This is a genomic window from Paludifilum halophilum (assembly GCF_002245355.1).
GTDB classification, from domain to species: Bacteria; Bacillota; Bacilli; order Thermoactinomycetales; family DSM-45169; genus Paludifilum; species Paludifilum halophilum.
Genome location: NZ_NOWF01000005.1, coordinates 35,574 through 50,339, shown reverse-complemented (window position 1 = coordinate 50,339; position 14,766 = coordinate 35,574). Strand labels below are relative to the sequence as shown.

The following is a 14,766-nucleotide window of genomic DNA, read 5'->3' as shown; positions in this document are numbered from 1 at the left end:
TAAAGGAGGCTATTATGTACGGGTTCCTTCGCATCGTCAATATCTTTTTCTCGTCCGTTTTAATCGCTCTTTCCTTCAATATGTTCCTGCTTCCGCAAAAGATTCTAACCGGCGGTGTCTCCGGTGTTGCCATGATCCTGGGGTTGGTGACGCCCCTGAATACCGGTACGATCATCTTTATCCTGAATCTGCCGCTCCTGATCCTGGGGCTCTTGAAACTGGGTAAACAATATATCGCCTATAGTATCTTCTCTGTAGTCGTCACCTCTGTCGCCATGCAGTTTATCCCGGTGAAGGGGATTTCTGACGATCCGATTCTTTCCTCCATCTTCGGCGGAGTTCTAGTAGGAATCGGAACCGGGTTCATCTTTCGCGCCGGGGGATCCACCGGAGGCTTTGACATCATCGGAATGATCCTTACTTTGCGAAAAGAATTCCCTCTCGGCGGTCTCATCTTCGCGATGAACGCCATTGTCGTCTTTATCTCCGGATTCGTCTTCGACTGGGAGCTGGCCCTGTACACCATGATCTCCATCTTTGCCACCGGAAAAGTGGTGGATGCCATCCACACCCGCCACGTCAAGCTAACAGTCATGATTATCACTGTCAAAGGAGAAGCGGTGAGACAAAAGTTGCTGGCCAGCCTGGTCAGGGGAATCACCGTCCTGGACGGAGAAGGAGGATACACCAAGGAAAAACGCAAGGTCTTGATTACGGTGATCTCCCGTTATGAACTTTCGCAAGTGAAGCGAATGGTTTCGGAAATCGATCCCCACTCCTTCGTCAATATTACCGAAACTGTCGATGTGATGGGAACCTTTCGCCGAAGTTGAAGGAATCTGTAATCCTTGCGGAGGAAAACCCACCGGCCGGCGGCCGGTGGGTTTTCTTTCTGGATCCAGTCCGTCCCGACACCCGGCTGGCAAGCCGAAGGGGTAGCGGATCGTTCCTTATACCACCTTCGCTCGGCGGGATAAGGTGGCTTTATTCCAGGCAGGCATGGAAACAGATTGAACCTCGTCGGCATAAATCAGTCCGAGACGGTCCGTCTCATAGACACGGCGGCCGTCATACCGGTAGGTATTCTGAATCGTCAGCTTGATCACTTTACCAAAGGCACTGATCAGGGAAAGTTCATCCCCGGTTTGCAGTTGATCCATCACTTGACCCGTCTCAACGCCGCCCATTACAAATTTACCTTTATATTTCGCCATTCTGAAATCCCTCCGGACGTTTAATATTATGAAAATTTCGTTTTATTACATTTAGGTAACTATCGGGTTACAATCGGTTTACACTCTTTATTTTAATATGACGACCCCCTCTTTCACAACTCCATAATATGACCAATTGTTGAACGATTTTGTCTTAAAACGAAGGAAACCCCTTCGGAAATGATCTCTCATTTTAGGGTCCATACTTGCAGGATACGCGACTTTGGTCTGTTTTGCATCGTTTTGCAGGCGAATTGATAATAAAGACCTATATATTTAGTTCTGTTGGGAGAAGATTTAGTCAACGGGTGTCATCGCTTTTCCCTCTTAAAGAAGTATCACAACGGAAAAGACGTTTCCTACGAAAAACCGCCGACTTTTTGTCGGCGGACAAACGGTATCATTTCTTGTTTCTTTCAGATTCGGGGCAGTGTAATTCCCCGCTGGTGCTGGTATTTTCCCTTCTTGTTTCGGTAAGAGGTTTCACAGGCTTCGTCACTCTCGAAGAAAAGCACCTGACACAGTCCCTCATTGGCATAAATCTTCGCCGGAAGCGGGGTCGTGTTGGAAATCTCCAGGGTGACGTGCCCCTCCCACCCCGGTTCAAAGGGTGTCACATTGGTGATGATTCCACACCGGGCATAGGTGGATTTACCCACACAGACCGCCAGCACGTTTTCCGGAATCCGAAAGTATTCCACCGACGTCGCCAAAGCGAAAGAATTGGGCGGGATGGTGCAAACATCCCCTTTGAAATCGAGAAATGATGACTCCTCGTCGATCGCCTTGGGGTCGATCACAGGCATTAAGGCATTATGAAAAATCTTGAATTCATCTCCGACCCGAAGGTCGTAACCGTAACTGCTCAATCCGAAGCTGACCGCTTCTCCCTTACCGACGTTGGAATCGACAAAGGGCTCGATCATCCCCTCTTCCCGGGCCATTTTCCGTATCCATTTATCCGATTTGATCGTCATGACTGCGGCTCCTTTGTCTCTATTTTCCTTTTATTGTACAACAATCAGTGACACACAAAAACCGCCGATTTCCCCGGAGGATTGGCGGTTTCTGGTGACGATGGCGCAAGTTGCTTGTGCCATCCTAAACAATGGACGCCCTCCATTCCGGGCCGACGGAGATGAGACGCCGGCTCCCGATGGCCTGTTCCAAGTCGCGGAAGAGGTCGTCAGCATCCTCCAAACCGACGGAGAGACGCAACAGACCGTCGGTGACCCCCCTGCGTTGACGCTCCTCCGTCGGCATAGCAGCATGGGACATCTTGGCGGGATAGGACAGGATACTTTCCACGGAGCCCAAACTGACAGCGACGATCGGAAGGCGCACCCGGGACAGCACTTCCCGCACCTTGGCGCCGGAACCCAGGTCAAAAGAGAGGACCGCTCCGTGACCACTCGCCTGGGACTCTTGAAGGTCTTTTCCCGGATGTCCGGGGAGTCCGGTATAATACACTTTTTTCACACCGGGCAATTCTTGCAAACGGCGGGCGATTTTTTCCGCTGAAGCAGTTGAGGTTTCCATCCGCGCCTTCAATGTTTTCAAGCCCCGCATGGTCAGCCAGGCATCCTGCACTCCCAGTATGGACCCCAAGGCGTTTTGAAGGAGGGCGAGACGTTCGGCTACTTCCTCCCCTTTGACCGCTACCAATCCCGAAACCACATCGCTGTGTCCGCCGATAAACTTCGTCGCACTGTGGATAACGATGTCCGCCCCCAACCGGAGAGGCTTTTGAAAATAAGGGGTCAAAAAAGTATTGTCCACAATGATCAACAAACCGTTGCGCTCAGCGATCCGGGAAACACCCGCCAAATCCGTCACCTTCAGTGTGGGGTTGGAGGGAGTCTCGATATAGATCGCCCGGGTTTCGGGGCGGATCGCCTTTTCCACTTGACCCGGATCCGTGGTGTCGACAAAGGAAGCTCTGATACCCAACCGAGGCAACACATCGCTCAATACCCGGTAGGTTCCCCCGTACAGGTCCTCGGAGACCACCAGGTGATCCCCTGAAGAAAAGAGGAAAAAGACGGTGGAAATCGCCGCCATTCCGGAGGCAAAGGCAAATCCGCGGTATCCCTCTTCCAATTCGGCAATGGTTTGCTCCAGAGCGTGTCGGGTCGGATTGCCGGACCGGGCATAATCATAATCCCCCGGTGCATCAACATCCTCCTGATGATACGTAGACGCCTGATATAGAGGAATACTCGCCGCACCGGTAAAAGGATCGATCTCATTTCCGTTGTGTAAGAGACGAGTTCCGAAGTTCATCCCGCTTCACTCCCTCTCCCTCGATTGAAGCTTGTGCTCGATCAAAAGCCTGCGACAAATCGCCGATTAAATCGTCCATATGCTCGATTCCCACTGAAAGCCGGAGCAGTTTATCACACACTCCCACCTTTCGCCGAATCTCCTCCGGAATCTCCGCATGGGTTTGTGTCGCCGGGTACGTGACCAGACTCTCGACTCCCCCCAGGCTTTCTGCAAAGGATATCAGGCGAAGCGAACGCAATATCTCGGGAACAAAGACCGGATCTTTGACTCGGAAGGAAAGCATACCCCCGTACCCCCCGGCCTGTTCTTCCTGAATCCTTCGCTCCTCCGAATGAAGGGTTGGATAAAACACCTCTTCCACCGCAGGATGGGTCAGTAAAAACTGGGTCAGAGCCATCGCATTTTCCTGGTGTTTTTCCATCCGCAGGGCCAACGTTTTGATCCCTCGCATTAACAGCCAGCAATCCTGAGGCCCCAACACGGCCCCGATGGAATTGTGAAGAGCGAAAACCTTCTCCGACAGATCCTTTCCCTTGGTGACAATCAAACCTGCCAGAACATCGTTATGCCCGCCCAGATACTTGGTGGCGCTGTGAATGACGATATCCGCCCCCAGTTCCAACGGTCGCTGTAAGTATGGCGTCATAAAGGTATTATCAATGATCGACAACCAACCGCGATCGCGAGCCCGTTCACAAACAGCCCGGATATCCGTTACCCGCATCAAGGGGTTGGTAGGGGATTCAACGAATATTCCGCAGGTATAGGGGGTTGCCGCCTCCTCAATCGCCTCCAGATCTCTCAGATCCACATAACTGAAAGTTATTCCGTAGCGGGTCAGAACTTCTTCAAAAAGGCGATAAGTCCCGCCGTACAGATCGAGGGAGACAATCAAGTGATCTCCCTTGGAGAAAAGACCCATAATCGTCTGGATCGCCGCCATTCCCGAGCTGCAGGCAAAACCGGCCTCTCCCCCTTCCAGCTCTGCGATGGCCTGCTCCACCACCTGTCGGGTCGGGTTGGCGGTTCGAGTGTAATCAAACCCTGTGGACTCTCCCAAGGCGGGATGTTCGTAAGCGGTGGAATGATAAACCGGACAGCTGACAGCTCCGGTGATGCGGCCTCTGTTTTTTCCGATTTGGACCAACTGGGTTTCGGTATGCATGCGCATCGCCCTCCAAATAAAAAACCGTTTCCGCCTCATACTCCGTCCGAATATTCGGCATAAAGGGGGTTAAACAGGATCGCTTTCGGGTTTTGACTACAAAAAAACCTCTTCTCTTATCGTGAGAAGAGGTTTGGCTCTAAAATCCCTTCTCTTATCTCTCAGTGACCGCTACGCGGCCCTGCAAGATTTGGCACCTTCCGGACAGTAACCGGGGTTGCCGGGCTTCATCGGGCTAGTCCCTCCGCCTCTCTTGATAAGAGTTCTTTCACCAATCATCCAATTGTTTTCATCAGGCTGAAACTTGAGATTTATTATAACGACTTCCTCCGATACCGTCAACCCTTCGTTCAAAAAATTTCCGTCCACGCACCCGACCCGGAACTCATATTTATGAAAGCGGCATCATCTCTATCCGTTTTGCCCGGAACTCTTCTTATCCTTCCTCGATGGTGTTACACTGAATGATGGTGAGTACGCGTTTTCAAACCGAGAACACTACGAAAACAGCTGAAGGAGGACGCTATGACAAACAATCAAACCTTGATCCAGCTGACCGAAGAGTACGGTGCCCGCAACTACCATCCGCTTCCTATCGTGATCTCCAAGGCCGAAGGCGTTTGGGTAGAAGATGCTGACGGCAAACGATATATGGATATGTTGAGCGCCTATTCCGCCCTGAACCACGGACACCGACACCCGAAGCTGATCGAAGCGCTTAAAACGCAAGCGGCTAAAGTCACCCTGACTTCCCGTGCCTTTCACAACGACCAACTCGGTTTCTTTTACAAAGCCGTAGCCCAGTTAACCGGCAAAGAGTTGGTTTTGCCGATGAACACCGGAGCGGAAGCGGTGGAAACGGCGATCAAAGCGGTACGCCGCTGGGCCTACGACGTGAAAAAGGTCCCCGAGGACCAAGCGGAAATCATCGTTTCCGAGAACAACTTCCACGGCCGCACCATGGCCGCTGTTTCCCTTTCATCCAGTGACGAAAACAAGCGGGGCTTCGGCCCGATGCTCCCCGGGATCAAAGTGATTCCCTACGGCGACATTGAAGCGCTGAGGCAGGCAATCACCCCGAACACCGCCGCTTTTCTCGTCGAACCGATACAGGGCGAAGCCGGTGTGATCGTCCCTCCGGAAGGCTTCCTGAAAGAAGCTTATGCTGTCTGTAAAGAACAGAACGTCCTCTTCGCCGCCGACGAGATTCAAACCGGCTTCGGACGTACCGGGCAGCTCTTCGCCTGCGATTGGGAAGAAGTGAAGCCGGACGTTTACATCATGGGGAAAGCGCTGGGAGGAGGCGTTATGCCGATCTCCGCAGTAGCCGCCGACGAAGAAATTCTCGGGGTTTTTGAACCCGGTTCCCACGGTTCAACCTTCGGGGGCAACCCCTTGGCCTGCGCCGTCTCCGTCGCTGCGCTGAATGTGCTGGAAGAAGAGGAGCTGACCCGTCGTTCCCGCGAATTAGGCGCTTATTTCAAAGATGAATTGCAGAAGATCGAACATCCATCCATCAAAGAGATTCGCGGAAAGGGCCTTTTCATCGGAATGGAACTGACGGAGCCCGCCCGCCGCTACTGCGAAGAGCTGGCGGACCGCGGACTGCTGTCCAAAGAAACCCACGAAAACACCATCCGCTTCGCACCGCCTCTCATCATTTCCGAAGAGGATCTGAACTGGGCATTGGATCAAATTCGGACAGTGATGAGCCGATAAGTCCAAGGAACCTTCGGGTTCCTTTTTTTATGGCATGAACCAGTCGATCAGGGCTGTTAAGATCGCAATCGCACCAAGCACCAGCAGCACAGAACGCAGCAAAGCATCATCTCCTCCAAACGGTTCTCTCTACCGCAAGGTTACCTGATCCCGGAAATTTTCCAGCGTTTTTTCCCCGATTCCCGGTACTTCCGTCAACTCCTCCAGGGAAGAAAAGGAGCCGTTTTCCTCCCGGTAGCGAATGATCGCCTCCGCTTTGGAGGGACCGATTCCCTGCAACTCCTCCAACTCGGCGGCCTGAGCGGCATTAACGTTGACCTTAGAACCGGCACCATTTCCGGAAGCGGGTTCTCCTCCCCCGGCAACTGTATCTTCAAGCGGGGAAGCCTCTTCCCCCTGCTTCGGTATGTACAGTGCCATCCCATCCGACAGGGGCTGCGCCAGATTCACCCGGTCCATATCCGCTTGCTTCCGCGGTCCCCCCGCCTCCTCCACCGCATCCTGAACCCGGGCCTCCGATTCCATTCGGTATACGCCGGGCTTTTTTACAGCTCCCTTGACATCCACCACGACTTCCTTCGCTTTTTCGTCTTCCCGACGGTCCTCTTCCTTCGGTTTCGCCTGTTCTTCCGGCTCATAGGGCGGCAAGGGAGGCTCTTCAGCCTCCTCTCCACCCAACCAGGTTACCGCCGCCAGCCCGGCCAGAGCGAGGACGAGAACCACCATCGCCACCGCCATCTTTTTTTCCCGAGGGCTCCATTCTTCTTCCAACAAACCCATCCCCTCCTGTGACCGCAGATTCCTTTGTTTACGGGGTACAGGGAGAGCCGACCCTCCATACCTTGATCAACCTTATTTTGGTTGATGCGATTGTATTCCTTCCGGTCCCGCTGTCGCAGAACGCACGCTTCCCCTTTCTGCCTCCAATTGCTGGATCATCAACCATCCGGTTCCCATCATAATATGCCGCGTCATCACGTATCCATGGAGATAACAACGGATCGCCTTGATCGTTCCGACACCCTTGATACAAGGAGGGATCGATAATGAACGTGGGCTTTATCGGCACGGGAAACATGGGTCGCACCCTGGTCGAGGCTTTCATTCGATCCGGAAAGTTGAAACCGTCGGACATCATCATTAACAACCGAACCCGTAGCAAAGCGGACCGCCTCGCCGAAACGCACCCGGGACTCCGGATCGCCGACAACAGCCGGGAATTGGTCCGGGAGACACCGCTCTTCTTTCTGTGTATCAAACCCGGTGAATTCCGACCGGTGCTCGATGAGATCCGGGAAACCGTCCGATCCGAACAGATTGCCGTATCCATCACCAGCCCGGTTATGATCCGAGACCTGGAGGAATGGCTGCCCGCCAAGGTTGCCAAAATTATCCCCAGCATCAACCATGCAGTTCTCGCCGGAAACTCCCTGTTCGTCCCGGGAAATCGGTTAACCGCGGACGATCAACAGATGCTGTGGAACCTTTTTTCCGCCATCAGTCAGCCCCTCCGGATCGAGGAAGAGCACACCCGGATCGCTTCCGATTTGGCCAGCTGCTCCCCGGCCTTTTTCGCCCAGCTTTTAGAAAGTTTGGCGAATACCGCAGTCAAAGAAACGGGAATTCCTCAGTCATCGGCCCTTTCGCTCGTCAATCAAATGACCCAAGGGCTGGCCCGACTGCTCGCGGAAGGGGGATTTACCCTGCAAAGTCTTCAGGAACGGGTGGCGGTTCCAGGAGGAATCACCCGGGAAGGCCTCGATTTATTAAACAAGGAAGTAAGTCCTGTCTTTCACGAGCTGATTCAGCTGACCCATGCCAAGTATGATCACGATGTAAAAAAAGTGAAGCACTCCTTGGGTCATACAGCGAAGAAAAATATGTAAGACGGTTTTGTTGAAAATGTTGGACACTGGACAGGATATTCTACAACATCCCCGATTTTCCCTTTCGAGGAAATCAAAGTTTATCCAAAAAAACCGATGCCCCATTTTCAGTGAGGCATCGGTTTTTCACATCGAGGACCGATCAAGCCCTTTCGCTTTTCTCTTATCGAATTCCACCGCTGGTTCCCTGTTTCCTCATCCCCCTCCTCTCTTTCTTCCATCCCTCCGAACGCCTTACGGCTCGGGAAAATAGATTCCCTCCTGATCCCAAAGCTGTTCCATGTCCCGCAGACGACGGGCGACCTTCGGCTTGGAATTTCGTCCAACCGCCGTCAATAAAGCGTTTATCAGGCTGAGAGGAGCCGTAAAAGAGTCAACAAAGGAGGGTAATCGACTGGATGCGACGAGATATGTACCCGCCTCCCGGGCTAGGGGTGAACCGTTAGAATCCGTAAGGGCCAAGGTTTGAACATTTCGGATACGGGAGAAGGAAAGCGCTTGGACTGTTCGCGCCGTATACCGGGGAAAGCCGATCCCGATCACCAGATCCTCCCGGCCCAGAGTGGAAAGACGCTCAAACATGGTATCGGAGTTGGCGATAAATTGAGTGTTCTGCAAAAGGAGATTCAGATAAAAAGTCAAAAAATAACCCAAAGCGTGGGAGCTTCGAAAGGCGACAACCTGAATCCTCCGGGCCCGGGTGATCCGGTCGACCGCCTCGGCGAAGGAAGACGCGTTCATCATGCTCATCGTTTGTTTCAAATTGCTCAGATCGTCGTTTAGGACTTCATAAGCTACATGGGATTCTTCCGGATAGACATCTTCGGACAACTCGAGACGATCCACAGTGGTCAACCGTTCCCTCATCCGCTCTTGCAGGCTCCGCTGCATTTCGGAATAGCCGGAGTATCCGAGAAAAACAGCGAAACGGACGACCGTCGCCTCTCCCACCTCCGCCGTTTCCGCCAATTTGGCCGCCGTCAAAAAAGGAGCGGTATCCGGATACCTTTCGATAAACAGAGCGATCTTTTTTTGTGCCTTGCTCATCTCGGCACTCTTGTTGCGAATACGCCGGAATACGTCTTCTTTTTCTTCCAAATCTTCACCTACTTTCGTATAAGTTGCCTCACCCCTCCTTCAAATCTCTCCAGCGTCTCCGCCAGCACATCCTCCGTATGGGCGACGGAGAGAGAGAATCGGTTTCCCGGCTTGACATAGATTCCCCGCTCTAATAAAGCCGTATCCAGCTTCTTCCGAAGGTGCAAGTCGGAACGGAGGAGATCCTGTACTTCACGGATCGGGGTGTCGGACAGAACCAGGTTAAAAATCGTTCCCACCCCCACCGTTCGACCGCAGAGTCCGAAATCGCAAAGAATCTGTTCCATTTCCTGTCGCAATCGACAAGCCGCTTGTTCCACGCGGTCGTAAACCCCTGTCTCCTCCAAAGCGTTTATCGTGGCAAGTCCTGCGGATAAAACCGTCGGATGCCCGTTGTAGGTACCGCTATGAAACAGCACATCCGACCCGCCGTTTTTCCCCGTGTCCTGCCCGCCGAAACTGAGAATATCGCTTCGACGGTTTGGCGAGCAGATTTCCATGATTTCCTGACGGCCGCCGACGGCCCCCACAGGAAAGCCACCGCCCAATACCTTTCCAAGAGCCGTTAAATCGGGAATAACCCCATAACGTCCCTGAGCACCGGATAAACCCAGCCGGAACCCGGTCTTCACTTCATCGAAGATCAGCGGGATTCCATAAAGGAGGGTACATTCACGCAATTTTTTTAGGAATTCAATATCCGGAGGGATAAATCCTGCCTGTACCGGCTCCAGAATGACAGCCCCCAGCTCATGTCGGTGTTTTTCAAGAATCGCTTCTGTCTGTTGCCAGTCGTTAAAGGGGAGGACCACCGTATTGTCGCGATAATAGTCCGGTACTCCCAGGGAATCAACCGACGAACGGGGGGGAACATCTTGTTCCCGTTCCTCCGGCGTGACACTAATCAAAACCTGATCGTATCCCCCGTGGTAATGCCCTTCAAACTTGGCGATTTTGCGCCGCCCGGTCCATCCCGTCGCCAGACGGATGGCCAACATCGTCGCCTCCAAACCCGAGTTGGTGAACCGGGTGGTTTCAATCCCCGGATACAATTGTACCAGTTTCTTGGCCACTGCCGACTCCAAAGCGTGGGGCGTACCGAAAACCGGCGTCCCCATCTGGTCCAACTGTTCCTTAACCGCTCGTATCACCCGGGAATTACCGTGGCCGAGCATTAAGGCCCCGTAGCACAGATTGTAATCGATATATTCGTTTCCGTCGACGTCATAAAGTTTGGCTCCCCCGGCGGATTCCATGAATAGAGGATAGGGTTCAAAATGCTTGATATTGGCCGTCACACCTCCAGGCATCGTTTCGGATGCCTCTTCATACATCTCAGCGGAGTTCCGCGTTTTTTCAAGAAAAGGGGGAACCGGCTTGGCCGGCGTTGCCATGGTTGTCATCCCCTGTTTGATTTTATTTCATTCACATTTATTACTATATGAATGATTTATTTCATTATACGGTATCTCCGACGATTTGTTCAGGACGTTCATCTCTGCTATCCGCCTCTCTTTCCTTCTCCACTTCCGCAAAACGCCCTTTATGACGGATTTTCTCCAAATTGATACATAAATGAAGGATTTATTTCATCGAGGGGATTTCGAAAAAAAAAACCCCCGATTGAGGTTTTTTGATTCAATCTCTTTTCCATTGAAGAGCATCCACTTCTCTCGGACAGACTGACCCTCATCTTTAGGGACTTATGAGATAAGAAAAGCCGCCCAAATTTGAACCGACCGACCTTAGCGGTTTTTGAGTATTGATTCATTCAACGGTAATAAAAATGTCCAGATCATGAGCATGGCAAAAAAAAGAAAAGTTGCACTTGAAACATAGTTCCTTTTCTCTATTAGTTGATAAACAAGAAAAAACATCATGGCCACTATAAGTGGTTGTTTAGAGAGAAGATAAAGTGGAACACATGAGAAAACATGAAACAAAAAACTTATCAATCTAGGATAATAGGGGAATCTCCCAGTGATGGTGTCCGCGATGATAGAAACCGGTACGCCATATATAAATACTCCTATGAAGATAAATAGAGTATATGTTGTAAAAGCAGTGAGTATATTGGCAAATGTATATCCTTGGTGTGAAGAAAAGCCTGAGGTGTTAAGAGGGAATATAATAGATAAACAAAAAGAACTTACGGTAGCCGCAAATACAGCGGTTTGAAGCTTCTTTGCGAACATCTCATCCCTACTTTCGTTCTAATAAGCAATCCATATAACCCGAGGAGACTCGATGTGCTCTCGAATCTTGAAGACGGGAAAAGAATTGCTCAACCAGCGATTGTAAAGTGGGAAGTCGATTCCTAGCGAAGCGACGTTTGCACTCAGAGGAGCACAAGTCTCGCCTCGTTGGCCAGAGATAGTCGAAATCTACGTGTTCTTGTCTATGAATTGGTACCCATCCTCCATCACTAGCGTACGGAGCAATGTAGAACTCGTGCGAAGGAGCTTGATCGTGAACCCCATAATATTCTCCCCTACCATCTCTATATACCTTTGCATAATAAAATGCGTCGGGATATTTTTTTGTATCCGATTATTTTATAATTGTAAAATTTATCAGCATCAACATTCGTGTCACGAAAACGCTCTCCTGTAATTTTTGTGATTGGCTTCCCATTCCGATAAAGTTGGTATTTATGATCTTTGTCTGGAAGATCAGACCATTCAAGTATGACCTCGTCGCTCCTTACATATGAATTAAGACTACTTTTCACCATTGGAAACGAAATTTCATCCTCTTCCATATTCATCTTTTTCATTGAATTTTGATTAGATTCAATTGATTTCTTAATCATATCGGTTGACTTCCTGGGCCGGTTTCGGAACAAAAAGTCCGGTGATGGTAAAGCACTAAAAAAAGAGACCACCCGCACAGGTGGTACTCTTCTTGAACCTCAGTTGGCTACGATATTCACCAACTTGCCGGGAACGACGATCACTTTGCGGACCGTCTTCCCTTCCAGCATCGTTTTCACTTTCTCCTGTTCCATCGCCTGATCCTGGATCGTTTGCCGGTCGGCCTGGGAGGGGACGACTACTTTCCCCCGAACTTTGCCGTTGATCTGGACGACGATTTCAATCTCATCTTGAATCAGCGCCTTTTCGTCGTAGGAAGGCCAATCCTGATCGTGAACACTGTCCGAATGGCCGATGGAATGCCACAGCTCTTCCGTCAAATGGGGAACACTGGGAGCCAACATCAGAATCGTCTTCTCAATCGCTTCAGCCAACGTACCCCGATCTGCATCTTCCGGATAGGCTTGAATCCCGTTCACCAGTTCCATCACAGCACTGATGGCTGTGTTAAATTGGTAACGTTCTCCGATATCCTCCGTCACCTTTTTCACGGTTTGGTGGAGAAGCCGGTGCAACTTTTTCGCCTCCGCGTCCTCCGGACGGGAATCCGGCCGATCCCGGAACAAGTCTTGATGCTGCTCGACCATCCGCCACACCCGGTTCAGAAAACGATAGCTCCCTTCCACACCGGATTCGCTCCAGTCCAATTCCCGGTTCGGCGGTGCGGCGAACAGGATAAACAGGCGCGCGGTATCCGCTCCGAAACGATCGATGATCTCCATCGGAGAGACCACATTCCCCTTCGATTTGGACATCTTGGCTCCATCCTTCAGTACCATCCCCAGCGGGTCATATTGTTCAAAGGGTTCCACCGCTTTCACCATGCCCGCATCGTGCAACACTTTGGTGACAAAACGGGAATACAAAAGGTGGAGCACCGCATGCTCGATTCCTCCGATATAATAATCCACATTCATCCACCGGTCGGCTTGATCCTTATCAAAAGGAAGCCGGTCGTTTCCGGCGTCGGTATACCGCAGGAAATACCAGGAGGAATCGATAAAAGTATCCATCGTATCCGTCTCCCGCCGCGCTTCTCCTCCGCAGGAAGGACATGTCGTGTGAACAAAACTCTCCGAGGTGGCAAGCGGGTTTCTCTTTCCGTCAAATACCGCATCCTCCGGCAACAACACCGGCAGATCTTCCTTGGGTACCGGGACGGTTCCACAAGAGTCGCAGTAGACAATGGGTATCGGACATCCCCAATACCGCTGTCGGGAAAAAAGCCAATCCCTCAGCCGGTAAGAGGTCGTTTTTCCACCCCGTCCCTCAGCCTCCAGACGGTCAGCGATGACGGAGATCGCCTTTCGATGCTCCAACCCATCGAACTCTCCGGAGTTGACCAGGACCCCTTCCCCGACATAAGCGTTCTTCAGTTCTTCGGTGGTTTCGTCCTTCGGCTGAATCACTTGGCGAATTTCGAGTCCATGTTTCCGGGCGAACTGGAAATCCCGTTCATCGTGGGCGGGAACCCCCATAACCGCCCCGGTTCCGTAATCCATCAATACATAATTGGCCACCCAAATCGGGATTTCCTCGCCGGTCAGAGGGTGACGGGCGGTGGCTCCGGTATCGTAACCCATTTTTTCCACCTCGGAACCGGTACGCTCCAGCTCCGATTCTTTTCTCATCCGGTCGATAAACCGACCGACCGATTCTTCATTCTCCCGACCGCGAATCAGCTGGGGAACCAAGGGATGCTCCGGGGCCAACACCAGATAAGTGACTCCGTACAAAGTATCCGGACGGGTGGTAAAAACAGAGACCGGCTCATCATTCAAGTCGGGTATGGTAAAGGTCACCTCAGCCCCTTGGCTCCTGCCGATCCAATTGCGCTGCATCGCCTTGACTTTTTCCGGCCAATGCGGCAACTGCTCCAGATCATCCACCAACCGGTCGGCATAGTCGGTAATACGCAGAAACCACTGCTTCAGCTCTTTCTTCTCCACTTCCGAATCACAGCGCCAGCACTGTCCGTCCTCCACTTGTTCATTGGCCAGGACTGTGGCACACTCCGGACACCAGTTGACCGCCGCTTTTTTCCGGTAAGCCAGGCCTCGCTCATAGAAAAGGAGGAACAGCCATTGGGTAAACCGATAATAATCCGGTTCACAGGTAGCCACATATCGGTCCCAGTCATAGGAGATTCCCAAGCGGGATTGCTCTTCCCGGATCCGTTTCATATTGTTCAGCGTCCACTCCCGGGGGTTGACTCCCCGCTGGATCGCCGCATTTTCCGCAGGCAGGCCGAAAGCATCCGCCCCCATCGGATGCAGGACCCGATAACCTTTCATCCGCTTAAAACGGGCGACGAGATCTCCCATGGAATAGTTGCGGACATGACCCATATGAAGTCCTTCCCCGGAGGGATACGGAAACATCTCCAAGGTGTAAAACTTCGGTTTGGATGGATCCTCATCGGCCCGGTAGGTATTGTTTTCCCGCCATATCCGTTGCCATTTCGGTTCGATATCCTTCGGCTCGTACTTTTTCATCTCAACATCCTCCAACCCCGAAAAATATAA

13 protein-coding genes and 1 riboswitch are annotated in these 14,766 nt (G+C 51.7%); of the genes, 4 read left to right on the top strand and 9 right to left on the bottom strand.

Going from position 1 to position 14,766, the window contains the following annotated elements; genetic code table 11:
- The first annotated feature begins 14 nt into the window (after positions 1-14).
- A complete protein-coding gene (locus CHM34_RS09110; RefSeq protein ID WP_094264300.1) occupies positions 15-833 on the top strand; it encodes a YitT family protein in 819 nt (272 codons plus the stop codon).
- 117 nt (positions 834-950) lie between these two features.
- Here CHM34_RS09110 and CHM34_RS09105 read toward each other — a convergent pair whose 3' ends face one another.
- From CHM34_RS09105 to CHM34_RS09090, 4 genes are all read right to left on the bottom strand, one after another.
- A complete protein-coding gene (locus CHM34_RS09105; protein ID WP_094264299.1) occupies positions 951-1,214 on the bottom strand; it encodes a hypothetical protein in 264 nt (87 codons plus the stop codon).
- Between the two features lie 416 nt (positions 1,215-1,630).
- On the bottom strand, positions 1,631-2,191 hold the full coding sequence (gene dcd, locus CHM34_RS09100) for a dCTP deaminase (protein WP_094264298.1): 561 nt from the start codon (positions 2,189-2,191) through the stop codon (positions 1,631-1,633).
- Positions 2,192-2,315: 124 nt separating this feature from the next.
- On the bottom strand, positions 2,316-3,497 hold the full coding sequence (locus CHM34_RS09095; RefSeq protein WP_094264297.1) for an aminotransferase class I/II-fold pyridoxal phosphate-dependent enzyme: 1,182 nt from the start codon (positions 3,495-3,497) through the stop codon (positions 2,316-2,318).
- Positions 3,460-4,665, bottom strand: a complete 1,206-nt coding sequence (locus tag CHM34_RS09090) for an aminotransferase class I/II-fold pyridoxal phosphate-dependent enzyme (protein WP_094264296.1) — start codon at positions 4,663-4,665, stop codon at positions 3,460-3,462. The genes CHM34_RS09095 and CHM34_RS09090 overlap by 38 nt, the downstream gene beginning before the upstream one ends.
- 151 nt (positions 4,666-4,816) lie before the next feature.
- Positions 4,817-4,928, bottom strand: a riboswitch (SAM riboswitch).
- 262 nt (positions 4,929-5,190) lie between these two features.
- On the opposite strand from CHM34_RS09090, the gene CHM34_RS09085 reads away from it, so the two are divergent.
- A complete protein-coding gene (locus CHM34_RS09085; RefSeq protein ID WP_094264295.1) occupies positions 5,191-6,384 on the top strand; it encodes an ornithine--oxo-acid transaminase in 1,194 nt (397 codons plus the stop codon).
- Positions 6,385-6,513: 129 nt separating this feature from the next.
- Here the strand turns inward: CHM34_RS09085 and CHM34_RS09080 are convergent, their stop codons facing one another.
- Positions 6,514-7,158: a helix-hairpin-helix domain-containing protein gene (locus CHM34_RS09080; RefSeq protein WP_169713665.1), complete on the bottom strand. Its 645-nt coding sequence runs from the start codon at positions 7,156-7,158 to the stop codon at positions 6,514-6,516.
- Positions 7,159-7,430: 272 nt separating this feature from the next.
- Between CHM34_RS09080 and comER the strand changes: the two genes are divergently transcribed.
- Entirely contained in the window at positions 7,431-8,270 is an 840-nt protein-coding gene (gene comER / locus CHM34_RS09075) for a late competence protein ComER (RefSeq protein ID WP_094264293.1), read from the top strand.
- Between the two features lie 234 nt (positions 8,271-8,504).
- On the opposite strand, the gene CHM34_RS09070 is transcribed toward comER, so the two are convergent.
- Both CHM34_RS09070 and CHM34_RS09065 read right to left on the bottom strand, forming a co-directional pair.
- On the bottom strand, positions 8,505-9,368 hold the full coding sequence (locus CHM34_RS09070) for a MurR/RpiR family transcriptional regulator (RefSeq protein ID WP_094264292.1): 864 nt from the start codon (positions 9,366-9,368) through the stop codon (positions 8,505-8,507).
- A gap of 8 nt (positions 9,369-9,376) precedes the next feature.
- Positions 9,377-10,762 (bottom strand): aspartate aminotransferase family protein, encoded by a 1,386-nt coding sequence (locus CHM34_RS09065; protein WP_094264291.1) that lies wholly within the window; start codon positions 10,760-10,762, stop codon positions 9,377-9,379.
- Between the two features lie 586 nt (positions 10,763-11,348).
- On the opposite strand from CHM34_RS09065, the gene CHM34_RS18950 reads away from it, so the two are divergent.
- A complete protein-coding gene (locus CHM34_RS18950; RefSeq protein WP_141201671.1) occupies positions 11,349-11,546 on the top strand; it encodes a hypothetical protein in 198 nt (65 codons plus the stop codon).
- Between the two features lie 322 nt (positions 11,547-11,868).
- On the opposite strand, the gene CHM34_RS09060 is transcribed toward CHM34_RS18950, so the two are convergent.
- Together CHM34_RS09060 and leuS are read right to left on the bottom strand one after the other, a co-directional pair.
- Positions 11,869-12,180, bottom strand: a complete 312-nt coding sequence (locus CHM34_RS09060; protein WP_094264290.1) for a hypothetical protein — start codon at positions 12,178-12,180, stop codon at positions 11,869-11,871.
- A 99-nt stretch (positions 12,181-12,279) separates the two neighbouring features.
- Entirely contained in the window at positions 12,280-14,736 is a 2,457-nt protein-coding gene (leuS, locus tag CHM34_RS09055; protein WP_094264289.1) for a leucine--tRNA ligase, read from the bottom strand.
- Positions 14,737-14,766 lie beyond the last annotated feature (30 nt).